The 26454-nt window shown below is 64.2% G+C and carries 19 protein-coding genes; 7 read left to right on the top strand and 12 right to left on the bottom strand.

Annotation, left to right across the window (positions count from 1 at the left end):
* Nucleotides 1-70 precede the first annotated feature (70 nt).
* The 7 genes from A4R29_RS29940 to A4R29_RS29910 all read right to left on the bottom strand — a co-directional run bounded on the left by A4R29_RS29940 (nt 71) and on the right by A4R29_RS29910 (nt 6852).
* The gene (locus A4R29_RS29940; RefSeq protein WP_063173499.1) at nt 71-1069 is read right to left on the bottom strand and encodes an ABC transporter ATP-binding protein; all 999 of its coding nucleotides are present in this window, start codon (nt 1067-1069) and stop codon (nt 71-73) included.
* Between the two features lie 15 nt (nt 1070-1084).
* A complete protein-coding gene (locus tag A4R29_RS29935; protein ID WP_063173498.1) occupies nt 1085-2140 on the bottom strand; it encodes a Gfo/Idh/MocA family protein in 1056 nt (351 codons plus the stop codon).
* A 1-nt stretch (nt 2141) separates the two neighbouring features.
* Nucleotides 2142-2609 (bottom strand): DUF4304 domain-containing protein, encoded by a 468-nt coding sequence (locus A4R29_RS29930; RefSeq protein WP_013528571.1) that lies wholly within the window; start codon nt 2607-2609, stop codon nt 2142-2144.
* Entirely contained in the window at nt 2606-3445 is an 840-nt protein-coding gene (locus A4R29_RS29925; protein WP_027161160.1) for a carbohydrate ABC transporter permease, read from the bottom strand. Before A4R29_RS29925 ends, A4R29_RS29930 begins: the two co-directional genes overlap by 4 nt.
* Before the next feature lie 11 nt (nt 3446-3456).
* Nucleotides 3457-4386: a carbohydrate ABC transporter permease gene (locus A4R29_RS29920; protein WP_013528573.1), complete on the bottom strand. Its 930-nt coding sequence runs from the start codon at nt 4384-4386 to the stop codon at nt 3457-3459.
* A 244-nt stretch (nt 4387-4630) separates the two neighbouring features.
* On the bottom strand, nt 4631-5890 hold the full coding sequence (locus A4R29_RS29915) for an ABC transporter substrate-binding protein (RefSeq protein WP_013528574.1): 1260 nt from the start codon (nt 5888-5890) through the stop codon (nt 4631-4633).
* Nucleotides 5891-5892: 2 nt separating this feature from the next.
* Entirely contained in the window at nt 5893-6852 is a 960-nt protein-coding gene (locus A4R29_RS29910; RefSeq protein ID WP_063173497.1) for an N-acetylmuramic acid 6-phosphate etherase, read from the bottom strand.
* A 199-nt stretch (nt 6853-7051) separates the two neighbouring features.
* On the opposite strand from A4R29_RS29910, the gene A4R29_RS29905 reads away from it, so the two are divergent.
* The 5 genes from A4R29_RS29905 to A4R29_RS29885 are packed head-to-tail and all read left to right on the top strand — an operon-like array spanning nt 7052 to nt 13030.
* Nucleotides 7052-7933: a glucosamine kinase nucleotide-binding domain-containing protein gene (locus A4R29_RS29905; RefSeq protein WP_063173496.1), complete on the top strand. Its 882-nt coding sequence runs from the start codon at nt 7052-7054 to the stop codon at nt 7931-7933.
* The gene (locus A4R29_RS29900) at nt 7930-8712 is read left to right on the top strand and encodes a GntR family transcriptional regulator (RefSeq protein WP_063169682.1); all 783 of its coding nucleotides are present in this window, start codon (nt 7930-7932) and stop codon (nt 8710-8712) included. Before A4R29_RS29905 ends, A4R29_RS29900 begins: the two co-directional genes overlap by 4 nt.
* A gap of 17 nt (nt 8713-8729) precedes the next feature.
* Entirely contained in the window at nt 8730-9764 is a 1035-nt protein-coding gene (locus tag A4R29_RS29895; protein WP_024502148.1) for an SIS domain-containing protein, read from the top strand.
* Nucleotides 9761-10939: an N-acetylglucosamine-6-phosphate deacetylase gene (gene nagA, locus A4R29_RS29890; protein ID WP_063173495.1), complete on the top strand. Its 1179-nt coding sequence runs from the start codon at nt 9761-9763 to the stop codon at nt 10937-10939. The genes A4R29_RS29895 and nagA overlap by 4 nt, the downstream gene beginning before the upstream one ends.
* Before the next feature lie 51 nt (nt 10940-10990).
* On the top strand, nt 10991-13030 hold the full coding sequence (locus A4R29_RS29885; RefSeq protein ID WP_063173494.1) for an ABC transporter ATP-binding protein/permease: 2040 nt from the start codon (nt 10991-10993) through the stop codon (nt 13028-13030).
* A 27-nt stretch (nt 13031-13057) separates the two neighbouring features.
* Here A4R29_RS29885 and A4R29_RS29880 read toward each other — a convergent pair whose 3' ends face one another.
* The 5 genes from A4R29_RS29880 to A4R29_RS29860 all read right to left on the bottom strand — a co-directional run bounded on the left by A4R29_RS29880 (nt 13058) and on the right by A4R29_RS29860 (nt 22898).
* On the bottom strand, nt 13058-14572 hold the full coding sequence (locus A4R29_RS29880) for a malonate--CoA ligase (protein ID WP_063173493.1): 1515 nt from the start codon (nt 14570-14572) through the stop codon (nt 13058-13060).
* Between the two features lie 177 nt (nt 14573-14749).
* Nucleotides 14750-15490, bottom strand: coding sequence for a GntR family transcriptional regulator (locus A4R29_RS29875; protein ID WP_024502152.1), 741 nt, complete (start codon nt 15488-15490; stop codon nt 14750-14752).
* Between the two features lie 408 nt (nt 15491-15898).
* Complete coding sequence (rpe, locus tag A4R29_RS29870) at nt 15899-16576, bottom strand: ribulose-phosphate 3-epimerase (protein ID WP_013528583.1); 678 nt, start codon at nt 16574-16576, stop codon at nt 15899-15901.
* Nucleotides 16577-16798: 222 nt separating this feature from the next.
* Nucleotides 16799-20644: a DUF7929 domain-containing protein gene (locus A4R29_RS29865; RefSeq protein ID WP_063173492.1), complete on the bottom strand. Its 3846-nt coding sequence runs from the start codon at nt 20642-20644 to the stop codon at nt 16799-16801.
* Between the two features lie 10 nt (nt 20645-20654).
* The gene (locus A4R29_RS29860) at nt 20655-22898 is read right to left on the bottom strand and encodes an NHL repeat-containing protein (protein ID WP_032808071.1); all 2244 of its coding nucleotides are present in this window, start codon (nt 22896-22898) and stop codon (nt 20655-20657) included.
* A 213-nt stretch (nt 22899-23111) separates the two neighbouring features.
* Between A4R29_RS29860 and dnaK the strand changes: the two genes are divergently transcribed.
* Together dnaK and dnaJ are read left to right on the top strand one after the other, a co-directional pair.
* On the top strand, nt 23112-25028 hold the full coding sequence (gene dnaK, locus A4R29_RS29855) for a molecular chaperone DnaK (RefSeq protein WP_024502156.1): 1917 nt from the start codon (nt 23112-23114) through the stop codon (nt 25026-25028).
* 212 nt (nt 25029-25240) lie between these two features.
* Entirely contained in the window at nt 25241-26371 is a 1131-nt protein-coding gene (gene dnaJ, locus A4R29_RS29850) for a molecular chaperone DnaJ (RefSeq protein ID WP_013528587.1), read from the top strand.
* The last annotated feature ends 83 nt before the right edge of the window (nt 26372-26454 follow it).

Raw genomic sequence — 26454 nt, 5'->3', positions numbered from 1 at the left:
TCTCCTCTCCCCTCGGGGAGAGGTCAGCCGAGCGAAGCGGAGGCTGGGTGAGGGGGCTGCGCCGGCGTATCTACTTCAGCACCTTCCCATCCGCACCAAACCGATACGTCTTCGCCGGATCCGGCGTCGCATACAGCGTGGCACCCGGCTCGGCATCGTAAACACCAAAAATCCGCACGGTGATCAGCCCGGCCTTCTCGCAGTCGAGATAGAGATTGGTGTCGGCGCCGAGATGCTCGGCGTGCACCACCGTTCCCTTCCAGGCGCCGGATTTCGGATCGACCGTCAGATGTTCCGGCCGCACGCCGATGGTCCTGGCGGTTTCGCCGAGACGGGCGCCGTCGACGAAATTCATCTTCGGTGAGCCGATGAAGCCGGCGACGAACTCATTTGCCGGCGAATTGTAGAGCTCCATCGGGCCACCGATCTGCTCGATTTTCCCTGCGTTGAGCACCACGATCTTGTCGGCCAGGGTCATCGCCTCGACCTGGTCGTGGGTGACGTAGATCATCGTCGCCTTCAGCCGGCGGTGCAATTGCGCGATCTCGAGCCGCGTGTTGACACGCAGCGCGGCATCGAGGTTCGACAGCGGCTCGTCGAACAGAAACAGCTTCGGCTCGCGCACCACGGCGCGGCCGATGGCGACGCGCTGACGCTGGCCGCCGGAGAGTTCGGCCGGCCGCCTTTCGAGATAGGGCTCCAGCGACAGCATCGACGAGGCGATGCCGATGCGGCGCTCGATCTCGGCCGCCGGCGTGCCGGCCTGCTTGAGGCCAAGGCCCATATTGTTCTTCACCGTCAGATGCGGATAGAGCGCATAGGTCTGGAACACCATGGCGATGCCGCGCTTGGCCGGCGGCGTGGCCGAAACGTCCGCGCCGTCGATGACGACGCGGCCCGAAGTCGAGTCCTCCAGTCCGGCGATGACCCTGAGCAGGGTCGACTTGCCGCAGCCGGACGGCCCGACGAAAACGACGAACTCGCCGTCGTTCACTTCGAGGTTGATGCCCTTCAGCACCTCGACCGGCCCAAAGGCCTTCTTCACGTTCTCGATGTTCAGCGAGCCCACGGCTTCGTCCCTGTTCTAGAGTTTGACGGCGGCGCCACTGCGCACGCTCTCGTCGGCGGCAAGGCAGACGGCGAGCGATTTGACCGCGTCGTCCATGTGTTTGGTGAGGTCGAGATCCTCGCGGATTGCCTTCAGCACGAAGGCCTGTTCGAGGTCGCAGAGGTCCTGATGGCCGGGTTCGCCCTCCATCGACAACATCTCGTCTGGCTTGGCGAACTTGCCGTCCGCGCCGGTCGCCGCATTGTGCAGGCGGATGGTCGAGGTCTTAGTGTGCGTGTCGATGTCATCGGACTTCACACCTTCCTCCATGACGATCGACACGCAGCCATTGGGCGAGATGACGTCCTTCACGAAGAAGGCGGTTTCCGAAATCATCGGCCCCCAGCCGGCCTCATACCAGCCGACCGAACCGTCATCGAACAGCACCTGCAAGTGGCCGTAATTGTACATCGAGGGCGCGACCTCGTCGGTCAGCCGCACGCCCATGCCGCGCACTTCCACGGGCTTCGCATCAGTGATCTGCAGCATGACGTCGAGATAGTGCACGCCGCAATCGACGATCGGCGAGGTCGTCTGCATCAACTGCTTGTGCGTCTCCCAGGTATGGCCCGAGGATTGCTGGTTGAGGTTCATGCGGAAGACGTAGGGGCCGCCGAGCTTGCGCGCTTCGGCGATCAACCGGATCCAGGACGGGTGATGGCGCAGGATGTAGCCGATCACCAGCTTCCTGCCGTTGGCCTTGGCCGCCGCGACGACGCGCCTGGCGTCGGCCACCGTCGTTGCCAACGGCTTCTCGACGAAGACGTGGCAACCGGCCTCGAACGCCTTCACCGCATAGTCGGCATGGCTGTCGGAATAGGTGGCGATGCAGGCGACATCGGGCTTTTCGTCACGCAATGCCTCGTCGAAGGAGCGCTTGATGCCGTAACCCGACAGCCCGTCCGGCAGCGGCACGTCGGAGCGGTTGATCAGCGCCGCGATCTGGAAACCTGGATTGGTATGGTAGGCCAGCGCATGGCTGCGGCCCATATTGCCGAGGCCGGCGACGACGACACGCAGGGGTTGGGCCATTTCAATTCGCCTTTTCTTGACTGCGGGCTGCGAGAGCCACCATCACCTGTGGCTCACATTCATCTGCGACCCGCAGGGCTGCTTCTTCGCTGTCACACCGGGACAAAAGTCGAAAGCCATAGGCATCAACTCCGTCCTTGATCAGTGAAAGCCTCTGATCATCAGGCAAGGGATGCTCAAGGTTGAGCGCCTGCTCGAACGCTTTCGACTGCTCGTCTTCCATCTGGGAATTGACGCGCCAACGAATGTGACAATTGTATTCCTTCGGCCGGCGCTCCGGCCCAAGCCGTGCAAACCAGACAGCAGCGTTGATATAGAATTGCGGACCCCAGGAAGACTTCTGAAGGTTCAGCACACAGATCGTCTCCGGCCACTCTCGGTAGAAATTTTTGGCGCGAACGCCCCGGAATCCATAGTGGCTCGCTGTCTCGACGAGGGCCTGTACGATAGCTTCTTCCCCGCCGCTCACTTCACCGCTCCGGAAGTAATGCCGCGGATCAACTGCCGCGAGAAGATGACGTAGAGGATCAGCACCGGCATGATCGCCAGCGACAGCGCCGCCAGGATAGCGTTCCAGTTGGTGACGAACTGGCCGAGGAACAGCTGGGCGCCGAGCGTCACCGTCTTGGTTTCTTCCGACGGCGCCAGGATCAGCGGGAACCACAGGTCGTTCCAGATCGGGATCATGGTGAAGACGGCGACGGTTGCCATCGACGGCCTGACCAGCGGCAGCACCAGGCGGAAGAAGATGGTGTATTCCGACAGGCCGTCGATGCGGCCGGCATTCTTCAGATCGTCGGACACCTGCTTCATGAACTCCGACAGGATGAACACGGCAAGCGGCAGGCCTTGCGCGGTGTAGACCAGGATCAGCGCCGTCAGCGTGTTGACCAGCCCGCTCGCCACCATCAATTGCAGGATGGCGACGGTGCCCAGCCGGATCGGGATCATGATGCCGAGCGCCAGATAGAGCCCCATCAGCGAATTGCCGCGGAAGCGGTATTCCGACAGCGCAAACGCTGCCATGGCGCCGAACAGGAGCACGAAGAACAGCGAGGCGACAGTGACGACGAGGCTGTTCTGGAAATAGTGGAAGAAGTCGCCCTGGCCGATGACGGTGGTGTAGCCGATCAGGTCGAAGGTCTTTGGCGTCGGCGGCGTCAGCGGCGCGCCGAAGATGCCGGCGCGGGACTTGAACGAGTTCATGATCACCAGGATCACCGGAAACAGCGCGATCACCGTGTAGGTCAACAGGATCGCATGGGCGCCGATGGTGCGGGGCACGGAACGGGTGGCGGTGCTCATCTCTCGGCCCCTCAGAACTGGTAGCGACGCAGGCGCGTCTGGACGAGGAAGAGGTAGACGCAGACGCCGCCGAGGATGATCAGGAACATCATCGTGGCGATCGCCGCGCCCATATTGGGGTCGCCGACCTGCAGCTGGAAGCCGAAGAAGGCGCGGTAGAGGAAAGTGCCGAGAATATCGGTCGAATAGTTCGGCCCGGCGAGCGCGCCTTGCGCGGTGTAGATCAGGTCGAAGGCGTTGAAATTGCCGACGAAGGTGAGGATCGAGATGATGCCGATCGACGGCAGGATCAGCGGCAGCTTGATCTTCCAGAACTGCGCCAGGCCGGTGATGCCATCGCATTCGGCGGCCTCGATCACCTCTTCGGGGATCGACAGCAGGGCGGCGTAGATCAGCATCATCGGGATGCCGACGAACTGCCACACCGAAATCAGGCTGAGTGCGGTGAGCGCATATTGCTCCTTGCCGAGCCATGGCGTGAACAGGCTTTTCAGGCCGACGAGATCCATCAGATGCGGCGCCACGCCCCACAACGGGGACAGGATCAGCTTCCAGGCGAAACCGACGATGACGAAGGACAGGATGGTCGGCACGAAGATCGCCGTGCGGTAGAAGGCCGCGAACCTCAGCCTCGGGCTGGACAGCAAAGCCGCCAGCATGACGCCGATCGGGTTCTGCACCAGCATGTGGATGATGAAGAACCAGGTGTTGTTCCTCAGCGCGTTCCAGAAACCCACCGACCAGTTGGGATCGCCGAACAGCATGCGGAAGTTTTCCAGCCCGACGAAGACCTGGTGCTGCTCGATGTTGCGGAACAGCGAGAGCTGCAGCGTGCCGGCGAGCGGCAGGATCATGATTGCCGTGTAGACAAGCACCGCCGGCGCCAGGAAGACGCCTATATGCCAGCGGAACGGTCTTTTCGGTCTGATATCTGCGGCCATGAGTTCGGTCCCCGCCGTCTCTCGGTTCCAAAGGGTATCGATCTAGATGATGCCTCGATGCACGGCCCGACCATTCCTGCCGATGCGGCAGGAACAAAGGCCTGCGACTGATCAGCTAGCCTTCCCCGAAGAGAGGGTAAGGCCGGGAGGCGGTGCCGACAATCGCAATCTGAATAGGCGCACTTTGAATGAGGTAGTCCGGAACCGGCCAGGCGTGCGCCGGCCGGTTCCGTTGCCTGAGCTCTTACTTGGCCGGATGGTACCAGCTGTCGAGGCCGGTCTGCAGCTTCTTGGCCGCCGCTTCCGGCGTATCGGTGCCGTTGATGACGTTGGCCGATTCAACCCAGGTCTCGTTCTCGAGGTTCGGCGTGCCGCGCGACAGGATCTGGTAGGTCGAGCGGATCGTCGACTTGCACTTGCCGCGCCAGGAGACGAATTCCTGCGCCAGCGGGTCTTCCATCTTCACCGGCGAGGAGTTCAGGCTGAAGAAGCCCGGCAGTGCGTTGGCGTAGATGGTGGCGAAATCCGGCGAGGCGACCCAGGACAGGAAGGTCTTGGCCGCATCGGCGTTCTTCGAAGCCGCATTCAGGCCCATGCCGATATCCGTATGGTCGGAGATGTAGCAGGTGTCACCGGCCTTCTCGACCGGCGGCGGGAAGGCGCCCATCTTGAACTGCGCCTGGGTGTTGAACAGGCCGATCTCCCACGAGCCGGCCGGGTAGATGGCGGCGCGGCCGAGCGTGAACAGGTTCTGGCTGTCCGGATAGGTCTGCGCCTCGAAGCCATCGCCGAGATAGGGCTTCCACTTGGCCAGTTCCTCATACGGCGCGACCCAGTCCTTGTCGGTCAGCTTCTGATCGCCCTTGATCAGCGCCGCGCGGCCGTCCTCGCCCTTCCAGTAGTTGGGGCCGATGTTCTGGTAGCCCATGGTCGCGGCTTCCCAGAGATCCTTGGTGCCCATCGCCATCGGGATGTAGGTGCCGTCGGCCTTGATCTTGTCGAGCGCGGCGAAGAACTCGTCGCGGGTCTCCGGCACCTTGATGCCGAGCTTGTCGAAGGCGTCCTTGTTGTAGATGAAGCCGTGGATGACCGAGGCCATCGGCACGCAGAAGCTCGCCTTGCCGTCGTCGGTCTGCCAGGCGGACTTGGCCACCGGCGAAAAGTTCTCCATGCCAGGCAGCGCCGAGAGATCGGCAAGGTTGCCCTTCTTGAACAGCTCAAGCGACTTGTCGAACGGGCGGCAGGTGATCAGGTCGCCCGCCGAGCCGGCGGCGAGCTTGGCGCCGAGCGCGGCGTCATATTCGGTCGGAGCCGAGGGTGCGAACACGACCTTGATGCCCGGGTTCTTGGCTTCGAAAGCCGGGATCAGCTTGTCCTTCCAGATGGCAAGGTCGTCGCCGCGCCAGCTTTCGATGTTGAGCGTTACGTCGTCGGCGTGAGCCAACCCGGCCGAGCCGAGAATGCTGGTGCCCAAAAGCAGTGCCGTCAGTAGTTTCGTTGTCATGCTCAGTCTCCCTGTTGACCTTTTTCAGGTTCGGTTTTGATGAGAACAGAGGCTTTTGAGCCCTTGCTCCCCTCTATAGCGGAAAGGGCCGGCCGCAACTTCTGGCCGGCCTCTTCCAGTATCTTCTGCGCCGCGTCAGTGCTGTCGGCGCCGGCGGCGAGCAGAATGGCGGTCTTGACCGCGCCGCCGCTCTTTTCGAGCAGGCGGGCCGCTTCGTCCGTGCCGCGCCCGCTGACGGCGGCGACGATGCGCGCCGCGCGGTCGCGCAGCTTGATGTTGTCGGCCATGAGATTGACCATGTAGCCGTCATGCACATGGCCGAGATGGATGGCGGTCAGCGTCGACAGCATGTTGAGCGCGATCTTCTGGGCAGTGCCGGCGCCCATGCGCGTGGAGCCGGCGATCAGTTCCGGCGGCGTTTCGAGCAGGATGGCGGTTTGTGCCTGGCGCAGCAGCGCAGAGTCCCTGTTGTTGGCGATGCCGATGGTGGCAGCGCCGCGGCGGGCAGCCTCCTGGATGGCCCGCACGGCATAGGGCGTCGTGCCGCTGGCGGAAATGGCGATCAGGCAGTCGCCCTTGCCGAGGCCGGCCTCGGCGACCGCTGCCGCGGCTTCCTCGGTATCGTCTTCCGGCCCGCCGGCCAGCGTGCGGAAAGCGTCGTCGCCGCCGGCGATGAGGATGGCGATGCGGTCGCGGTGAATGCCGAAGGTGCCCGGCAGCTCCAGCGCATCGGCCAGTGCCATCAGGCCTGAGCTGCCGGCCGCGGCGTAGGCAAGCTTGCCGCCGCTCTTCAGCCTGCCGGCGATGATCTCGGCGGCCCTGGCGATGGATGGAATGGCATGGCGCACCACCTTGGCGGCTTCGATCTGCGCATCGGCCAAATAGGAAAGGATGGCGTCCGGAGGCTGGATATCCAGCCCCTCGGCATTTTTGTGAAGCGCTTCGGTGCGCGTTTCGGCCATCCCGGTTCCTCCAATACCAGAACAATACCAAAAAAATACCACTTGTCCACACGCATTAACGAATTCGCGGGCCGGAAATCGCTGAGCCGCCGAAATACGCAGATTTTTCAATAAAATACGGCTTAAACTTTTTGAAACGGAAATTAACCCTTGGCTATTGGTATTTTATTGGTATTATCCGCCCGGAGGAGAAATCAACGTGAATTTCGTGCTCGGAATCGATGGCGGCGGCACCAGCTGCAGGGCCGCCCTGGCAACGGCGGACGGCACGGTGATCGGCCGCGCCAAAAGCGGCGCCGCCAACATCCGCACCGACCTGACCGGCGCTCGCTCGAACATCGTCGAGGCCGCCAGGCAGGCGTTCCTCGTCGCCGGGCAGGATCCGGAACTGATCCCGCGAACGCCCGCAATTCTCGGCCTTGCCGGCGCTAATGTCGGCACCTACCGGCAGCAGCTCGAGGCGATCCTGCCATTCAGCATCAGCCGCGTCGAGACCGACGCCGAAATCGCGCTGGAAGGCGCTGTCGGCGCCGGTGACGGCGCCATGGCGATCCTCGGCACCGGCACCGCCTATATGGCGCGCAGACAAGGCAAATCGCGCGCCATCGGCGGCTGGGGCTTCCAGGTTGGCGACCAGGGCAGCGGCGCCCGTATCGGCCGCGACCTGCTCGAACAGACACTGCTTGCCTATGACGGCGTCCGCCCGGGCTCGCCGCTGACGCAGAGCATGCTGGCCGTCTTCCGCAACAACCCGGAGGATGTCGTCGAATTCACCACCAATGCCAAGCCCGGCGATTTCGGCGGCTTCGCACCCAAGGTGTTCGAACACGCCGAGAAGGGCGACAGCGTCGCCAACTGGATCCTCGACAGGGTGGTTGCCGATGTCGAAGCCTCGCTCGGCGCGCTCGATCTCGCCGACGACGCGCCGCTGTGCCTGCTCGGCGGGCTGGCGCCGCTCTACGCGCCGCGCCTGTCTGCCCGCTACCGGGCGCTGCTGAAGCCGCCGCTCGACGACGCGCTGGGCGGCGCGGTGCAGATGGCGGTTCGCCTTTTCGTCGGACACGCGGAGGCAACTCGATGAGCGAGGCCGCCGACCAGATCTTCGCCACGCTGAAACATCAGGCGCAAAGCGGCGCGCCGCTTTATCTGCAGCTGCGCAAGAGCATCGAGGACGCGGTCAATCGCGGCCTGATCGGGCCGGGCGACGCGCTGCCCTCCGAGCGCGACATCGCCACCAAGGCCGATATTTCGCGGGTCACCGTGCGCAAGGCGGTGCAGGACCTGGTCAAGGGCGGCATCCTGGTGCAGCGCCACGGCTCCGGCACCTTCGTGGCGCCGCGCATGGAGCGTGTCGAACAGTCGCTGTCGCGGCTGACCTCGTTTACCGAGGACATGGCGCGGCGCGGCATGGTGGTGCGTTCGGCATGGCTCGACCGCGGCCTTTACGCACCTTCGCCCGACGAAATGATGGTGCTCGGCCTGTCGTCGAACGAACTGGTGGCGCGCGTGGCGCGCCTGCGCATTGCCAACGACACGCCGCTGGCGATCGAGCGGGCCTCGCTGTCGGCCAGCGTGTTGCCCGACCCGGCCGATATAGGCTCCTCGCTCTATGCCGCGCTGGAATTGACCGGCAATCGGCCGGTGCGGGCGGTGCAGCGCATTTCCGCCGCCAATCTCGGCGACAGCGACGCGCGCCTGCTCGAAGTGCCGCCAGGCATTGCCGGCCTGCACATCGAACGTATTTCCTATCTGGCGAGCGGCAAGGTGATCGAATTCACCCGCTCTATCTACCGGGGCGACGCCTATGATTTCGTCGCCGAACTGCGGCTGACAGGGCCGAGCGAAGAGGGCCGACCATGAGCACGACAGAGCCGACCATGTCGACAGAGATGACCCATATGCGGCGCGAGATCGAGGAGGTCCCGCAGGCCGTCGCCCGCCTGCTCGACGGCTCCGGCGCCGTGCTGACCGAAGCCGGGCGCGGCATCCGTGAACGCGACCCGCAGTTCGTCGTCACCGTGGCGCGCGGCTCGTCCGACCATGCCGCCACCTTCATGAAATACGCCGTCGAGCTGACCGCGGGCCTGGCCGTCGCATCGGTTGGGCCGTCGATCGCCTCGATCTATGGCCGCAAGCTCAGGCTCGCCGGCTCGGCCTGCCTGGCGATCTCGCAGTCGGGCAAGAGCCCCGACATCGTCGCCATGGCCGAAACCGCGCGGGCGGGAGGCGCGCTGACCGTCGCCATCACCAACACCGCCGATTCGCCGCTGGCGCGTGCCTCGGACTATGCGATCGATATCCTGGCCGGCCCCGAGCGCAGCGTGGCTGCCACCAAAACCTTCATCAATTCGGCCGTCGCTGGCCTCGCTCTGATGGCGCATGCCACCGGCGACGATGCGCTGCTGGCGGCGCTTGCCCGCCTGCCGGAGCATTTCGGCAAGGCGATCGCCTGCGACTGGATGAGCGTGCTCTCTGAGACGATCGAGAAGCAGAAGTCGTTGTTCATCCTCGGCCGCGGACCGTCGGCGGCGATGGCCAATGAGGCTGCGCTGAAATTCAAGGAGACCTGCGGCATGCATGCGGAAGCCTACAGCGCCGCCGAGGTCATGCACGGCCCGCTGGCGCTGGTCGGCCCCGATTTTCCGGTGCTGGCGCTGGCCGCGCGCGACGCGTCCGAACCGTCGATTGCCGAGGCCGCCGACAGCCTGGCGGCCAAGGGCGCGCCGGTGTTCGTCACCTCGGCACTTGCCCAACGCGCCGTGCGCCTGCCGCATGTCGCCACAGGCCATCCACTGACCGATCCGCTGACGCTGATCGTCTCCTTCTACATGTTCGTCGAGGCGTTTGCCCGCCATCGCGGTCTCGACCCGGACACGCCGCGCAATCTTCGCAAGGTGACGGAGACCGTATGAGCAATCGCTTTGCCCTGACTGGCGCCCGGATTTTCGACGGCGACGATTGGCATGAAGGCCACGCGCTGGTCGTGCGCGACGGTCTCGTCGAGGCCATTTTGCCCAAGGGCGCCGTCCCCTCGGACATCGCCCTCGTCGACGCCGGTGACGGCCTGCTGGTGCCGGGCTTCGTGGACCTGCAGGTCAATGGCGGCGGCGGCGTCATGCTCAACGACCATCCCGATGTCGCTTCCATCGAGACCATCTGCCGCGCGCACGCGCCCTTCGGCACGACGGCGCTGCTGCCGACGCTGATCACCGACACGCCTGCAATCACGGCCGCCGCTGTCGCCGCCGGCGAGGCGGCGGCGCGCCAGAAGGTGCCTGGGTTTCTCGGGCTGCATCTCGAAGGCCCGCATTTGTCGGTCGCCCGCAAGGGCGCGCATGATCCGGCGCTGATCCGGCCGATGACCGATGCCGACCAGGCGATGCTGATCGCGGCGCGGCAAAAGCTGCCGGTGCTGCTGACCACCATCGCGCCCGAATCCGTCGAGCCGGCTCGCGTCGCGGCGCTGACTAAGGCCGGCGTCATCGTCAGCCTTGGCCATTCCGACACCGGCTACGCCACCGCCAGCGCCTTTGCCGCGGCGGGCGCCTCGATGGTTACCCACCTGTTCAATGCGATGAGCCAGATCGGCAATCGCGAGCCTGGCCTGGCGGGCGCCGCCATCGACATCGGCGCCTTGTCGGCCGGTCTCATCGCCGACGGCATCCATGTCGATCCGGCCACCATCAAGATCGCACTGCGCGCCAAGCAGGGGCCGGCCAGGATCGTTCTGGTCACCGACGCCATGGCGACAATCGGCACCGACATGACGTCGTTCACGCTCAACGGCCGTACCATCTATCGCAGGCATGGCAGCCTGCGGCTCGGCGACGGAACGCTGGCGGGCGCCGATCTCGACATGATCTCGGCCATTCGTTTCACCCACCGCGTCATCGGGGTCGAGCTTTCCGAGGCCTTGCGCATGGCTTCGCTCTATCCGGCGCAAGCAATCGGCCAGTCGCACCGGCTTGGCCGATTCGCCAACGGCACGGCTGCGGATATTGTCGCGCTGTCGGACGATCTCGACCCGAAGGGCGTCTGGATCGGCGGCGAAAAGGTTTTTGGAGCCGGCTCCGGCACTGCGCATTGATATCGGCTGTCGTCGTGAAACCTTTTGATTTTGAGGTCGTTGTCGGAGCGTATGTCCGAGGCGAAACCCAAATTGAAACAGGCCGACGGCATCAAACCGCGCGGTGCCTTGAAGCCGCGACAGCAAGCGCCGCGTGACCACAGGCCGCGCCACGAGGATCTGCGCGAAAAAAAACCGCCGACTGCCGAAGCTGCCCCCGAGGTCGACGGCCAGCCGGGACCGCCACCGCAGCCTGTCGAGCCGGATCCGCAACTGACGCCCGAAGAAGCCGAGCAGGCGCGCCGGAAATACCTGCTGCGGCGTTTCTGGATCAGCGGGCGCGGCTACTGGGCCAGGCGGGGCGATGGGCTTGCCTGGCCGCTCACGATCGGGCTGTTGATCCTGATCTGCGTCAATGTCGGCTTTCAGTACGGGATCAACGTCTGGAACCGCTCCTTCTTCGACGCCATCGAGCAACGCAACGTCCACACCGTCTATGTGCTTAGCGCCATATTCCTGCCGCTCGTGGCTGGAAGCGCGGGCCTTGTGGTCGCGCAGGTCTATCTGCGCATGACGATCCAGCGTCGCTGGCGTTCCTGGCTGACCACCGCCGTCATCGCACGCTGGCTCGCCAATGGGCGCTACTACCAATTGAACCTCGTCGCCGGCGACCACTCGAACCCCGAAGCCCGCCTCACGGAGGATCTGCGGATCGCCACCGAGTCACCGGTCGATTTCATCTCCGGCGTCCTCAATGCGTTCCTGTCGGCCTCGACCTTCATCGTGGTGCTGTGGACGATCGGCGGCGCGCTCACTTTGCCGATCGGTGGCGAAAACCTGACCATTCCCGGCTTCCTCGTCATCACCGCAGTCATCTATGCCGCCATCACCTCCACGTCGATGGTGGTCATCGGCCGGCATTTCGTCCGCCTCTCCGAGCAGAAGAACCAGGCGGAAGCCGAATTCCGCTACACGCTGACGCGGGTACGCGAAAACGGCGAGAGCATCGCATTGCTCGGCGGCGAGGAGGAGGAGCGCAGCGGCATCGACAGGAATTTCGGTCATGTGCTCAGGCAATGGGCGCTGCTGACGGGCCAGCACATGCGCACGGCGCTGGTGTCGCAGGGGTCGAGCCTGTTTGCACCGGTCGTGCCGGTCCTGCTTTGCGCGCCGAAATTCCTCGAAGGCTCGATGTCGCTCGGACAGGTGATGCAGGCTGCCTCCGCCTTCGCCATCGTGCAGGGCGCGTTCGGATGGCTGGTCGACAACTACCCGCGTCTTGCCGACTGGAACGCCTCGGCGCGGCGCATCGCCTCGCTGATGATGTCGCTCGACGGGCTCGAGCGTGCGGAGCAGAGCGACGCGCTCGGACGCATCCAGCACGGCGAAACCGAAGACGGTGCGATGCTCAGCCTCGACGATCTCTCCGTCACGCTCGACGACGGCACCTCTGTGGTCAAGGAAACCGAGGTTGCGATCGAACCGGGCGAGCGTGTGCTGGTGGCTGGCGAATCCGGCTCGGGCAAGTCGACGCTGGTGCGGGCCGTTGCCGGCCTGTGGCCGTGGGGCGGCGGCAGCGTCAATTTTCATGCCGACAGGCGACTCTTCATGCTGCCGCAACGCCCCTACATCCCCTCGGGCACGCTTCGCCGCGCGGTCGCCTATCCCGCGGCCGCGGACAAGTGGACGATCAAACAGATCAAGGCCGCCCTCGACAAGGTCGGCTTGGCCTATCTTGCCGAAAGGATCAAGGAAGAAGCGCCATGGGACCAGACGCTGTCGGGCGGCGAAAAGCAGCGTCTCGCTTTCGCGCGCCTGCTGCTGCACCGCCCCGATATCGTCGTGCTGGATGAAGCAACCTCGGCGCTCGACGAGAAGAGCCAGGACGCCATGATGGCGACGGTGATCCGCGAATTGCCCGATGTCACCATCATCAGCGTGGCGCACCGTGCCGAGCTGGAAGCCTTCCACAGCCGCAAGATCACCCTCGAACGGCGCGAGGGCGGCGCCAAGCTTGTCAGCGACATCAACCTCGTGCCGCGCAAGCGCAACCTGCTGAAGCGCGCCTTGTGGGGCTCCGGCAGTCGGGTCGAAAGGGCGCGCAAGGAGTAAGGCGCCGCTGCCCCGGGCACCGCGCAACTATGATGCGTATATGTCCTTGTAGGTGTCGCGCAGCAGGTTCTTCTGTACCTTGCCCATGGTGTTGCGCGGCAGTTCATCGACGAAGATCACCCGCTTCGGATGCTTGTATTTCGCCACCCGTCCGGCGATGGCGCCGAGAATTTCGGCACCGGTGATCCGCGATGACGGCGCCCGCACGACGACGGCGGTGACGCCTTCGCCGAAATCTGGATGGGCAACGCCGATGACGGCGCTTTCGCTAACCCCGTCGAGCGCATCGATCTCGCTTTCGAGCTCCTTCGGGTAGATGTTGTAGCCGCCCGATATGATCAGGTCCTTGCCGCGGCCGACGATGTGGACATAACCGTCGGCGTCGATCGTACCGAGATCGCCGGTGATGAAAAAACCGCCGGCGCGGAATTCCGCCTTGGTCTTCTCCGGCATGCGCCAATAGCCGCCGAAAACATTTGGGCCCTTCACCTCGATCATGCCGACCTCGCCCTGCGCAAGCGCTGCGCCGCTGTCTGGATCGGTGATGCGAAGCGTGACGCCGGGCAAGGGGAAACCGACGGTGCCGGCGCGCCGCTCGCCCTCATAGGGGTTCGAGGTGTTCATGTTGGTCTCGGTCATGCCGTAGCGTTCGAGGATCGCGTGGCCGGTGCGCTCGCGCCAGGCCTTGTGCGTCTCGGCCAGCAGCGGCGCCGACCCGGAAATGAACACACGGATGTTTTTCGCCGCCTCATGGTCCAGCCCCTCATGCTGCAGCAGGCGCACGTAGAAGGTCGGCACCCCCATCAAGGCCGTGGCACGCGGCAGCAGCGAGACGATGCGGGCCGGATCGAACTTCTGCTCGAACAGCATCGAGGCGCCGGCCATCAGGACGACGTTGGTGGCGACGAACAGGCCGTGCGTGTGGAAGATCGGCAATGCGTGGATCAGCACGTCGTCTCCGGTGAAACGCCAGTGCTCGACCAGCACGCGCGCGTTCGAAGCAAGGTTCTCGTGGCTGAGCATGGCGCCTTTCGAACGGCCGGTGGTCCCCGACGTGTAGAGGATTGCCGCGAGGTCATCCGGCCCGCGCGCCACGTCATGAAAATCCGTCGGCAGCCGCGAGGCCTGGTCGGTCAGCGATCCCCGGCCATCGCGGCCGAGCGTGACGGTGACGGCGCCCGTCTTTTCCGCCAGCGCGCCGATGTCGGCCGCTCTTGCCGGATCGCAGACGACCAGGCGTGGTTCTGCGTCGCCGAAGAAATACTCCAGCTCAGCCAGCGTGTAGGCGGTGTTGAGCGGCAGGAAGACGGCGCCGGCGCGCAGGCAGGCGAGATAGAGCATGACCGCTTCCGGGCTCTTCTCGACCTGCACGGCAACGCGGTCACCGGGTTCGACATCCAGTTGCAGGAGCGCATGCGCAAGCTGCGCCGAGCGGGCCAGCATATCGCCATAGGTGATCGAGCGGCCATCATCGGTTTCCATCAGCAAGCGCGCTGGCGCAGGCATCCGGGACCGGAACGCATCGAACAGATGATTGCTCATGAAGACTTCCCTGGGGTGCTGCGGCGCTGAGCATGCGCCTGTCGCGGCATGCCTCGGCGGCGAGAGTTCGCGGTTCTTGGCCGCGCCGTCAAGCCCGCCGACAGCGGTTCACGCCGGCCGCGCCGACGCAGGTTGAATGCAAGAAACGAGCACAAGAGACCCGCCAGGAAACGACTTCTATCGCCGAGCGCGTTTGCCGGCGATTTCTTTCGTTTCCTCGTCCTGCTCGAAGCGCTTCATGCACATGGCCGCAGTCAACCGGTAGTGGTTGAGCAGGGCCTCGACGGCACCGTCGGCATTGCCGTCCAGGGCACATTCGGCGATCAGACGATGCTCGCCGAAATCGTCGCGCTGGACGCCTTCGCCATCATTGGCCATTTGCCGGTAGCGATAGGCGTGATCGGAGAGCTGGTCGCAAAAGCCCACCAGCCATTGCGACCGGCAGGCCGAAATCAGCACCCTGTGGAAGATGCGATGCAGCCTCTCCCAATCGGGATTGAGCGAGAAGAGATTCTGCGGTGCCAGACGTGACGCGCGTCCCAGGCGATGCAGCGCCAGCACGAGCTGTTCTTCCCATTCGGCGGTGCGGTGGGTGATGGATTCGCGAAGCGCTCGCTCCTCGAGCCAGCAGCGGGTGCGCGTCAGCTCCTCGAGTTCCGAGGCGCTGACCGGCATGATGAAGAAGCCGCGCTGGTCGTGCCGGCCGAGAAGCCCTTCCGAGGCGAGGCGATTGAGGGCTTCGCGGACAGGCGAGGCGCCGGCCCCATATTTGGAGACCACCCACTCGACCCGCAGCTTGCTCTCGGCTTCAAGGACACCGCCGAGAAGATCGTCCCGCAATTGCTGATAGACCGTAGTGGCAAGCGTGCTCTTCGGTCCGGCAGCGTCGTCGTTCAGATTGGCAGCTCCGTATGTCAAAGCGACTCCTTGTCCCCAGGACTTGTCCCGGGCGATTCGAGTCCGAAAGCATTCGCCTTCTCGTGCTTGTACCATACAGCGCGAAGATTCGCCTGCTCAAGCAGAAGATCACGTTATTGTACTTTAGCACAAAGGAATATGCGGCATTTCGGAGTTCAGTGCTGTAATTCCGCGCTTTTTCACAACCTGCGGGCACTTAACATGTTTTGTATGCACGCAGGAGAATCTGTTCTTTTTGTTCTTTTGTATTCGCGCGAGATCAACTGTCTGCTTTGGGCATAGACGACGGAGCTGAAAACCGAATCAGGCAATCGCTCACATCCGATGCCGTTGCCCCAAAAGCTTCACAAACCCGCCCGGCACCAGAACCTTAGCCGGCATGCAGGACTGACGCGGGAACACTGCTGGTCAACCGGCTGCCTTATCGGCTGCCGTCCTGATCGCCTGGATGTTCTGCCGATAAGCCTCGACGCTGCCGCCTTTGAAGATGGCGGCGCCCGCCACCAGCACGTCGGCGCCGGCAGCGGTGACCAGCGGCGCGGTTTCGGCTGAAACACCGCCGTCGATCTCGATGCGGATCGGCCGGCCTCCGACGAGGGCCTTGACCCGCGTCACCTTGTCGACGATCGCTGGGATGAAGGCCTGGCCGCCGAAGCCCGGATTGACGGTCATGATCAGGATCAGGTCGAGCCGGTCGAGCACGTATTCGACCACGCTTTCCGGCGTCGCCGGATTGAGCGACACACCGGCCTTCTTGCCAAGGTTCCTGATGGTCTGCAGCGAGCGGTCAAGATGCGGGCCGGCCTCGGCATGGACGGTCAAACCGTCGCAGCCGGCCTCGGCGAAAGCGGCCAGATAGGGGTCGGCCGGGGCAATCATCAGATGGCAGTCGAAGAAGGCCTTGGTGCGGTTGCGGATCGCCTTGATCACTGGCGGGCCAAAGGTGATGTTGGGCACGAAATGCCCGTCCATAACATCGAGATGTATCCAGTCGGCGCCGGCTGCCGCTACCGCTTCGACCTCATCGCCGAGTTTGGAAAAATCCGATGCCAGCACCGATGGTGCAATCAGGGTCTTTCTGCTCATGGATGCGGCCTTTCCGAGTGTCCTTCTCGTTGGCCACCCTATCGACTGCCTAATGCGCCGCAGCCGACTTGTCGAGGGTGCAGGCGCGGTCGACGCGCAGGCTGGGACGCGTGCCGTTATCCGCGATCATGGTGCGGCCAATTCCCGCTTGTCCCCACAGCTGCGAAGAAAACCCCGCCGGATTGCTCCGGCGGGGTTTCTGGTCTCGTGTCGAGCAGGTGGTTATTGCTGCTGGAGCTTCAGGATTCTGTCTGGAACCTGGTCCTGCCGCTGTTCGACTTGCGGCCTGCGCCGTGGCAGCACCTGCTGCAGCAGCAGGCCGGGGTTCAGCTCCAGCGACGGTTGTCCGCGGACCGCCCGGCAGTTCGGGTAGCGCCCGATCGTGCCTTCCGGGCAGCGCCTCCTGATGATCGGCTGGCACTGGCCATCGATCATCTGCGAGCCCGGTGCGCATTCCACCTCCTGCCTGCGGCATGCGCCGTTGATCACCTCGGTGCCGCGCGGGCAGACACACTCGCCGCGCTTGTTGTGGACCTGGCCGCGTATGTCGCATTGCTCCTGCGTCGGCTGCTTGCGCCGGCAGGCATTGCCCCGCACCTCGGTACCCCTCGGGCAGACACAATTGCCGTCGGCGTCGTGGACCTGGCCACGGATGGTGCACTGGTCAGGCCTTGGCCGGATCGGGCGGCAGGCGCCGTTTCTGACCTCGTTGCCTTGCGGGCAGACGCAGTCTCCGTCCGCGTCGTGGACCTGGCCACGGATGATGCACTGCTCAGGCTTCGGCCGGATCGGACGGCAGGCGCCATTGCGCACCTCGGTCCCTCGCGGGCAGACACAGTCTCCATCGGCATCGTGGACCTGGCCACGGATCGTGCACTGCTCCGGCTTTGGCTGGATCGGGCGGCAGGCATTGCCCCTGATCTCGGTTCCCCTGGGGCAAACACAATCGCCATCCGCATTGTGGACCTGGCCACGGATAGTGCACTGCTCGGGCTTGTCGGTCCTGACGCACCTGCCGTTCTCGAGCCCGGTTCCGCGTGGGCAGACGCAGCGTCCGTCCTCGGTGCGGATCTGGCCCTCGAGCAGCACACAGCGTTTCGGCTGTTCCGGCTTCGGCACGATACCACCGCCCGGCGAGCACTGGCCGTTGCGGTAGGTGGTGCCTTCGGGGCAGACGCAGCGGCCGGCATCGTTCATGACGAAGCCTTGCGAGCATTCCTTCCTCGTCTCCTGGCTAATGGTGAAGGGATGGCAGGCATAGGCCTTGCCGCGATCGCCCTGCACATTGGTCTGATCGCCGCCAAGCACGTCGCCACCGCCCTGCACCCGTGTGTCGGGAGACAGCACGCCGACGCAATTCTGGCCGCTGACATTGCCCTGCAGATTGGCCAGGCGGCGGTCGTCGGGAATGACCACGGTGACATGGTGTACCCGGCTTTCGCCGGCGCCGAGCGTCAGGTTGGCAATGCAGGACGCAGGCAAGGTTGCCGGTTCCGGCGAGCAGCCGAAGGGCGGATCGATCGAGGTGATCTCAACGCCTTCCAGCCTGCCGAGCCCCTCCACGCCGATCGCATCGCCGATGCGGACCGGCCCGGAGAAGGCGGTCGCTCCGTCATTGATGATGGTGATCTCGAACGAGCAGGGTTGGCCGAGCCTGCATTCGCGGTCGCCGGTCTTTTCGACACGGATGGTCGAAGAACCGCCGCCCTTGGCGCAGGCCTGGCCAAAGGGATAGACGACGTCGTCGCCCGGCGCAGGCCCATAGGAGCCGCGCGCGCAGTTTTCGAACGCGCCATTCGCCGAGACCGTCACGTCGAAGTGGCGGCTGGTTCCAGGTGTCATGACGGCACCGGGAATCTGGCACGACAGCGCATTGGCCGGAACCGGTCCGCACGCCCATTCCGCGCCGTCGGGGGTGACGGTCTGGATCTGGACGGGCGCGCCGCCGGCCACCAGCGTGGCGACATCGTTGACCCGCACCGGACCGTTGGGGGCAGCGGTGCCAAGGCTGATGACGGTGATGCGGCAAGAGACGACCGCGGCACCGGCGAGCGAGCCGTTGCACACCTTGGTGATGCGCAGGGTCGGCTTGCCGCCATTGGGATGACGGAAGCGTTCCTTGGCGCAGGCCTTGTTGTTGGTGAGGTCGTTTTCACCCGCGATGGGCTTCACCTCAGCGCAATTCTCGACAGTGTCCGACTGGTAGCCGGCCGGCATGACCGCCTTCACGAAGATCGGCGTCGAGGCGCCCGCAGGCAGCGAGATGCCGGCATTGTCGCAGCGGAACTGGCCGGGGCCGTTCGGTCCGCATGTCCAGGGCGGGCTCGGCCCGAAGGTCGAGGAGGACGGCGCGCCGCCCGGATAGCTGTCGATCACCGTCAGCGGTCCGTTATAGGTCGATGTGCCGTTGTTGATGATGTCGATCACGAAGGTGCAGATGCCGTCGGCCGAGCAGACCGGGACGCGGGCACGCTTCTTCAGGATCAGGTCGACCTTCTTCTCCACCGGCGGCCGGCAGTCGCGGTCACGGTCGCCGCGCCGGCAGATCGGGATCGAGGCACAGCCGCGATCGTTCGACTGGCTGCCGAACAGCGGCTTGCCGCTGGCGCCATAATTGTAGGTGGCGCAGTTGCGTAAAGCACCGCCTTGCCAGCCTCCGGCCGGCTTGAAGCCGAGCTTGAGGTTGACGGAGGCCCCCGGATTGAGCGTGGTCACCGGATAGGTGCAGGTCATCGGGGTGGTTCCGGGTACGCAGACCCAAGGTGGATTTGGCCCTGAATCGAGCGTCGAGCCGGCCGGCAGCGTCACCTCGTCGAGCACGATCTTGCCGTGGTAGGCTCCGGTGCCGACATTGGTGACCCTGATGGTGAAGTCGCAGCCGCCGCCCATCGTGCAACGCGTCACGTCGGCGCGTTTCTCGACCTTGAGGTCCGGCTCCTTGTCCCTGGGCGGGCACCTCTGGTCACGCGGGATGACGATGTCGATCGTCTGCGTGCAGCACAGGCCCCAGCCTTCCTTCGGACCGGCATAGGTTTCGATGCCGGTGACGATGAGGTGGATGACGTCGCCGGGCGAGGCACCGACGATCTTCCAGTTGAGCACACCGCCGCCCGCCGGCACCAATTGGGTATCGGGGATGATGTTGATGCCGGGCGTGCTCGTCGACACCTGCACCCACTTGCCGCCCATCTCCGGGCCGACCGGCATGTGATAGATGAAGGCGCCGCCGCCGGGCACGCAGTCGACCGTACCGCGTTCCACCTTGAAGCATTCCTTGCCGGGAGGTGGCGGTGGCGGATTGCACTTGGTGACGTCGATCTTGATCGAGGTCTTCACGCCGGTCTTGAAGTCACCGTCGTCGGGCTTGCTCGGATCCTGCGATGGGATGATGGTCCCGGTGCCCGGTCCGGCCGTCACCTTGATCATGCCCTGGTTGTCGACGATCGTCGGCGCGGGAAATGCCGCACGATCGATCTTGGCCGTGATCGCGAAGTTGATCACACGCTCGTTGGCAGCGCCGACGCCGTCGACATCGGACGTGGAGATGCGGAAATCGGAAACCGTGGCAGTATCATTCGGATTTGCCGAAGTGCTGATCGTTGCACCCGGCAGTGATCCGCCGGACGAATCCGTGCCGTCGCCGGACACGTTGACGTTGATGATCGCAAGGCCGTGCGGAAGCTGGTCCTTGAAGTCGATCCTGACCTTTTTCAGCCTGGCCTCGAGGCTCGGGTCGGCAAGGCCCTGCGGATCGCCGCGCAAGCCGAAGCTCAGCGAGTAGACGACGTAATCGCAGCCTCTTTGAGTGCCTGTCTTGGTGAAGAAAGGCACCACCTGGTCAGGCCTCGGAGTGACGACGCGCGAACTGTCGAGATCGAGCTTCAGCTCCGGGGTGATCGAGGCAGCGTCTTCTGCAAAGCCTTGCACCGGGGTGAACATGGCGACCGCGATACCGGCCGCCATCAGCCAGCGCGCGCCGCGCCTGGCGTATGACAGGGGTTTCATGATCGTCTCCATGACGGTTGTTTGGGCGTTCGTTGCGAGCGGGGAGAGTGCGAGATTTTTCATCTTCCCCTCCTCAACGTTCGCAGCTGGCGGCTGGGGTTCTGAGCGGCAAAGTCATCTTGCAGCAAGGGTAATAGCCACCCTTGTCCTTGTCGGACTTCCTGTAGAAGCAGAGCCCGACATCGACTGTGTCGCCCGGATAGTGGCCGGTGATGTCGATCGTGTAGGGCTTGCCGGGCGCATGCGACTGGGATGATGTCACCCCGACGCCTGGCGTCCTGGACTGGACCTTGATCGAATCGCCGCCGAAGCCGGCATGGTCATGGAGATAGAGATCGGCCTCGAGGCCGGAAGGCGTGCAGTAATACTGGACGTCGTCGACGTCGAGACATGGAGGCAGGTTGCCGGGTGGTGGGAAATCCGGCGGGTAGAAGGGGGGCAGGTAGCCGCCCGGGATTTCCTCGTAATAGCCGGCGCGGCCCTCGCAAGGGTGCCAGACGGCAACATCGCCGACATGGCCCTCGACCTCCGGGTCTTCGAAATAACCGTCGAAGTCGACGAACCATGAGCCGAAGGGCGGCACATTGGCCGGCTTGACCAGCTCTTTCGGCGTGATCTGCACACCGTGTACGGCCAGCGGCCCGCCGGCTGCGAGCTGTTCGGCGAGTGAAGGATTGTCGCGCAGCTTGTCGCCCGTGTTGACCAGCGTCTGCGTGCAGACGGAGCTGTCGAGATTGCCGTCGGCGTCATAGCCATATTGCAGGTCGAGGCCGCCGGCCGACTGCCGGTTGCCTTGGGGGAAGCCGACCGCATATTCCTGCGGCACTTCGACCCAGACCGATTCCGTTTCCGGATCGTCCGGGTTCTCCCGGAAATAGCGGATGACCTCGCCTTTACCGGAATCGGCGAACTGGCTGTAATCGTAACGGTTCTCGACCGGACCGCGCTGGGCCAGGTACATGAAGCCGCTATTGTCGAAGGCGATGTCGGTGACGGCGTAGTCCTTGTCGGCCCTGACCGTCAGTTCCCAGCGCGGGTCACCGGCAAAACTGCCGTCGCGGGCGATGCCCACCGACCAGATTTCCGACTTTTCGCCGACCGAATAGTAGAGCCGGCCGCCATGGTAGGAGACACCCCAGACGCGGCGCTCGTCCTGCGTGTAGCCCCAGCTGTCGGGGTCTTCGCTATCGAAGGCGGCACCTTGTATGTCCATCACCGAACCATCGTCGGCGACGGGAGCGAGCCCATGCGTGGGCCGGCCGGCAACGCCGTGATCGAAGCTGTCGATCAGTCTGCCTTCGGCGTCGATGCGATGGATCAGGCCGGTGTCGAGATCGGACGCAAAGAACTCGCGGTGAGTGGCGTCGAAAGTGAGATTGCCGATGCCGGGACCGCTGTTGGTGTCGATGTCGGCGAATTTGGAGACCTGGCCGGTGATGCCGTCGATCTTCCAGACGGTGCCCGGCCCACCACCGTTTTCGGTGCCGAACTGGCCATCCATGAAGGTGGCACCGGCAGCGCCGCGGCGCTGCCTCTCGGGGCGGCCGTCATCGTCGGCATCCGGGGTGACGATACGGATGCCGTGCAGCGAGGTGGCGCCGGCATAGAGATTGGGAATGCCCGATGGAACGCCGTCGCGCACGCCGTCATCATAGGTGACGCCGAACACCTGGCCGATCTGCTCCGCCGTCACCTCGAAGGGCGGCGGCGTGTTGACCAGCTGGCCGGAGGCTGGGCCGCCCAGATGCGAAACGTCGAACACGCGCAAGGTGGCGCGCGTGGGGTCGATGAAGGTTTCGTCGACCGGATCGACGCCGGGCGGCAGGCCCTCTTTTTCGGAATCAGGGGGGTCGAAATTGGGAATGATGGTGCCGGAGAATCCGGTCACCGCCATCGAGCCGGGATAGATGATCCGGGTTTCCTGCGCCTGCGCGGCGCCCAGCCACAGGCCGAGCGCCAGCGCCAGCAACCCGCCTGGATGCACAGCACGGCGCAAGCCGCCATCAAGAGACGACACGAACGAGCCGCGGATGCGAGACATGACACTACCCCCCGTAGTCGACGGGAGAACGTCGGGGCTGGCCGCGCAAATCAGGGCAAGGCGCGGCGGTCCGGCTCGTTCTTCCCTGATCGAATTGTCTGCTTTCCTCAAGACGACGATACGCCTGGTCTTACGCAGGGTCAACGGAATCAGCGGAAAGCCCAGCGCATCGACCCCGTCCCGAAGGCGGTGGTCGCGCCGAGCTCCTGTTGTTCCCGGAGACCGCAGAGCCTCTGGGTTATTGGTCATGGGGGCTTCCTTTCCGGGCCGCACCATGCGGCACCTGGAGATCAGTCGCGGGCGGAGATGGAAAGGTTCATGGAAGGCCTGCGCAGAATGCTTGCGCGCGATGCCGCCTGTTCTTATATACGCGCCAAGCCGTTCGGCGCCGGAATGCCGGTTGCCGGAACGGGATTTCTTGTGAACAGGGGCTTTCGTCGGAACGCCTGTACGGGTCCTGAGAGCCTGCTTAGCGGAGAGACTAGAGAAATGGCAAAAGTAATCGGTATCGATCTCGGCACCACCAACTCCTGCATCGCCATCATGGATGGCAAGGAGCCCAAGGTAATCGAGAATGCGGAAGGCGCGCGCACGACGCCTTCCATCGTCGCCATCTCGGGCGACGACGAACGTCTGGTCGGCCAGCCGGCCAAGCGCCAGGCGGTCACCAATCCTGAAAACACCATCTTCGCGGTCAAGCGCCTGATCGGCCGCCGCTATGACGATCCGGTGACGGAGAAGGACAAGAAGCTTGTCCCCTACAAGATCGTCAAGGGCGACAATGGCGATGCCTGGGTCGAAGCCGGCGGCAGGAAGCAGTCGCCCTCGCAGATTTCGGCCATGATCCTGCAGAAGATGAAAGAGACGGCGGAAGCCTATCTCGGCGAAAAGGTCGAGAAGGCGGTCATCACCGTTCCGGCCTATTTCAACGACGCCCAGCGCCAGGCGACCAAGGATGCCGGCAAGATCGCCGGCCTTGAAGTGCTGCGCATCATCAACGAGCCGACCGCGGCAGCGCTTGCCTATGGCCTCGACAAGAAGGAAGGCAAGACCATTGCCGTCTATGACCTTGGCGGCGGCACGTTCGACATTTCGGTGCTCGAAATCGGCGATGGCGTGTTCGAGGTCAAGTCGACCAATGGCGACACCTTCCTCGGCGGCGAGGATTTCGACATGCGCCTGGTCGAATACCTGGCGGCCGAGTTCAAGAAGGAACAGGGTATCGACCTGAAGAACGACAAGCTTGCCCTGCAGCGCCTCAAGGAGGCGGCTGAAAAGGCCAAGATCGAGCTGTCGTCGACCACCCAGACCGAAATCAACCTGCCCTTCATCACCGCCGACGCGACCGGGCCGAAGCACCTGACGCTGAAGCTGACGCGCGCCAAGTTCGAGCAGCTGGTCGACGACCTCGTCCAGCGCACGATTGCCCCTTGCAAGGCGGCGTTGAAGGATGCCGGCCTGAAGGCGGGCGAGATCGACGAAGTCGTCCTGGTCGGCGGCATGACCCGCATGCCCAAGATCCAGGAAATCGTGAAGCAGTTCTTCGGCAAGGAGCCGCACAAGGGCGTCAATCCGGATGAGGTCGTCGCTCTCGGCGCCGCCATCCAGGCCGGCGTGCTGCAGGGCGACGTCAAGGACGTGCTGTTGCTCGACGTGACGCCGCTGTCGCTCGGCATCGAGACGCTGGGTGGCGTGTTCACCCGCCTGATCGAACGCAACACGACGATCCCGACCAAGAAGAGCCAGGTGTTCTCGACGGCCGAGGACTCACAGTCGGCAGTGACCATCCGGGTCTTCCAGGGTGAGCGCGAAATGGCCGCCGACAACAAGGCGCTCGGCCAGTTCGACCTGGTCGGCATTCCGCCGGCGCCGCGCGGCGTACCGCAGATCGAGGTCACCTTCGACATCGACGCCAACGGCATCGTCAACGTTTCGGCCAAGGACAAGGGGACCGGCAAGGAGCACCAGATCCGCATCCAGGCATCGGGTGGTCTTTCGGACGCCGACATCGAGAAGATGGTCAAGGACGCCGAGGCCAATGCCGAGACCGACAAGAAGCGGCGTGCGCTGGTCGAGGCCCGCAACCAGGCCGAAGCGCTGCTGCATTCCTCGGAGAAGTCGCTGAAGGAATATGGCGACAAGGTTTCGGAAGGCGAGCGCACGGCGATCTCCGACGCTATCGCGGCGCTGAAGACCGCGACCGAAGGCGACGACGCGGCCGACATCGAAGCCAAGAGCCAAGCGCTGGCCGAGGCTTCTATGAAGCTTGGCCAGGCCATGTACGAGGCTTCGCAGAAGGAAGCGGCGGAAGCCGACGCCAAGGCGGACGCCGCCAAGGACAGTGACGTTGTCGACGCCGATTTCGAGGAAATCGACGAGGACGACGACAAGAAGAAGTCGGCCTGAACCGTTTGACGGCAAGATAAAGCGAAAAGCCCGGCGAAGGCCGGGCTTTTTTGCAACCTCTTGCAGAAAAACAGCGGGCCTTGCTGAAAAAATGCAGGCAAAGCCGCGTCGACACTGGCATCCCCCTTCCATCGCACCTAAATCGAAGCGTCAGTGCCGGCAAGAGACGCAACAATGCTTCAAGACGTTGAGCATCCGGACAGCGGGAAAAAATGAAAGCTGATTTCTACGAGACGCTGGGCGTGCAAAAAGGCGCCGATGAGAAGGAGCTCAAGAGCGCTTTCCGCAAGCTCGCCATGCAGTTCCATCCCGATCGCAACCCCGGCGACCATTCCTGCGAGCACAAGTTCAAGGAAATCAACGAAGCTTACGAGACGCTGAAAGACCCGCAGAAGCGCGCGGCCTATGACCGCTTCGGTCACGCCGCCTTCGAACAGGGCGGCATGAATGGCGGGGCCCAGGGCTTTGGCGCCGGCGGCTTCGCCGACATTTTCGAGGACATTTTCGGCGACATGATGGGCGGGCGCCAGCGCCGCTCGTCAGGCGGCCGCGAGCGCGGCGCCGACCTGCGCTACAACATGGAAATCACTCTGGAAGAGGCTTTTGCCGGCAAGACCGCTCAGATCCGGGTGCCGGCGTCGATCTCGTGCTCTGAATGTTCGGGCAGCGGCGCCAAGCCCGGCACCCAGCCCGTCACCTGCTCGATGTGCAACGGCCACGGCAAGGTGCGCGCCACGCAAGGTTTCTTCTCGATCGAGCGGACCTGCCCGCAATGCCAGGGGCGCGGCCAGACGATCAAGGATCCGTGCCCGAAATGCGCCGGCCAGGGCCGCGTCACCGAGGAGCGTTCGCTGTCGGTCAATATCCCGGCCGGCATCGAGGACGGCACCCGCATCCGCCTTGCCAATGAGGGCGAAGCCGGCCTGCGCGGCGGGCCCTCGGGCGACCTCTATATTTTCCTGGCGGTCAAACCGCACGAGTTCTTCCAGCGCGACGGCGCCGACTTGTATTGCAAGGTGCCGATCTCGATGACGACGGCAGCCCTTGGCGGCTCCTTCGAGGTGACGACGCTGGACGGCACGCAGACCAAGGTCAAGGTGACCGAAGGCACACAGAACGGGCGCCAGTTCCGCCTCAAGGGCAAGGGCATGCCTGTGCTGCGCCAGCCCAATGTCGGCGACCTCTACATCCAGACCGCGGTGGAGACGCCGCAGAACCTGACCCGGCGCCAGCGCGAACTTCTGGAGGAGTTCGAACAGCTCTCCTCGCAGGACAATTCGCCTCAATCGAGCGGCTTTTTCGCCCGTATGAAGGATTTCTTCGAGTCTTTCGGCGAGCGTTGATGCGCTTTGGCCCGCGTAAGCCGATTTGCCACGCGTAAATCCTTGAATCGCGTCGCCCCTTGAGACGCGACGAAAATTATCTT

It is taken from the genome of Mesorhizobium ciceri biovar biserrulae, from assembly GCF_001618845.1.
Classification (GTDB): Bacteria; Pseudomonadota; Alphaproteobacteria; order Rhizobiales; family Rhizobiaceae; genus Mesorhizobium; species Mesorhizobium ciceri.
This window is presented reverse-complemented; position numbering and strand designations above follow the sequence as displayed.

Excerpts from the sequence above, each read along its gene's own strand:
- A4R29_RS29920 (WP_013528573.1), bottom strand. The coding sequence starts at position 4,386 with ATGGCCGCAGATATCAGACCGAAAAGACCGTTCCGCTGGCATATAGGC.
- A4R29_RS29860 (WP_032808071.1), bottom strand. The coding sequence starts at position 22,898 with ATGGTGCGGCCCGGAAAGGAAGCCCCCATGACCAATAACCCAGAGGCT.
- A4R29_RS29910 (WP_063173497.1), bottom strand. The coding sequence starts at position 6,852 with ATGGCCGAAACGCGCACCGAAGCGCTTCACAAAAATGCCGAGGGGCTG.
- A4R29_RS29915 (WP_013528574.1), bottom strand. The coding sequence starts at position 5,890 with ATGACAACGAAACTACTGACGGCACTGCTTTTGGGCACCAGCATTCTC.
- A4R29_RS29925 (WP_027161160.1), bottom strand. The coding sequence starts at position 3,445 with ATGAGCACCGCCACCCGTTCCGTGCCCCGCACCATCGGCGCCCATGCG.
- dnaJ (WP_013528587.1), top strand. The coding sequence starts at position 25,241 with ATGAAAGCTGATTTCTACGAGACGCTGGGCGTGCAAAAAGGCGCCGAT.
- A4R29_RS29900 (WP_063169682.1), top strand. The coding sequence starts at position 7,930 with ATGAGCGAGGCCGCCGACCAGATCTTCGCCACGCTGAAACATCAGGCG.
- dnaK (WP_024502156.1), top strand. The coding sequence starts at position 23,112 with ATGGCAAAAGTAATCGGTATCGATCTCGGCACCACCAACTCCTGCATC.
- A4R29_RS29880 (WP_063173493.1), bottom strand. The coding sequence starts at position 14,572 with ATGAGCAATCATCTGTTCGATGCGTTCCGGTCCCGGATGCCTGCGCCA.
- A4R29_RS29865 (WP_063173492.1), bottom strand. The coding sequence starts at position 20,644 with ATGAAAAATCTCGCACTCTCCCCGCTCGCAACGAACGCCCAAACAACC.
- nagA (WP_063173495.1), top strand. The coding sequence starts at position 9,761 with ATGAGCAATCGCTTTGCCCTGACTGGCGCCCGGATTTTCGACGGCGAC.
- A4R29_RS29895 (WP_024502148.1), top strand. The coding sequence starts at position 8,730 with ATGTCGACAGAGATGACCCATATGCGGCGCGAGATCGAGGAGGTCCCG.
- rpe (WP_013528583.1), bottom strand. The coding sequence starts at position 16,576 with ATGAGCAGAAAGACCCTGATTGCACCATCGGTGCTGGCATCGGATTTT.
- A4R29_RS29935 (WP_063173498.1), bottom strand. The coding sequence starts at position 2,140 with ATGGCCCAACCCCTGCGTGTCGTCGTCGCCGGCCTCGGCAATATGGGC.
- A4R29_RS29885 (WP_063173494.1), top strand. The coding sequence starts at position 10,991 with ATGTCCGAGGCGAAACCCAAATTGAAACAGGCCGACGGCATCAAACCG.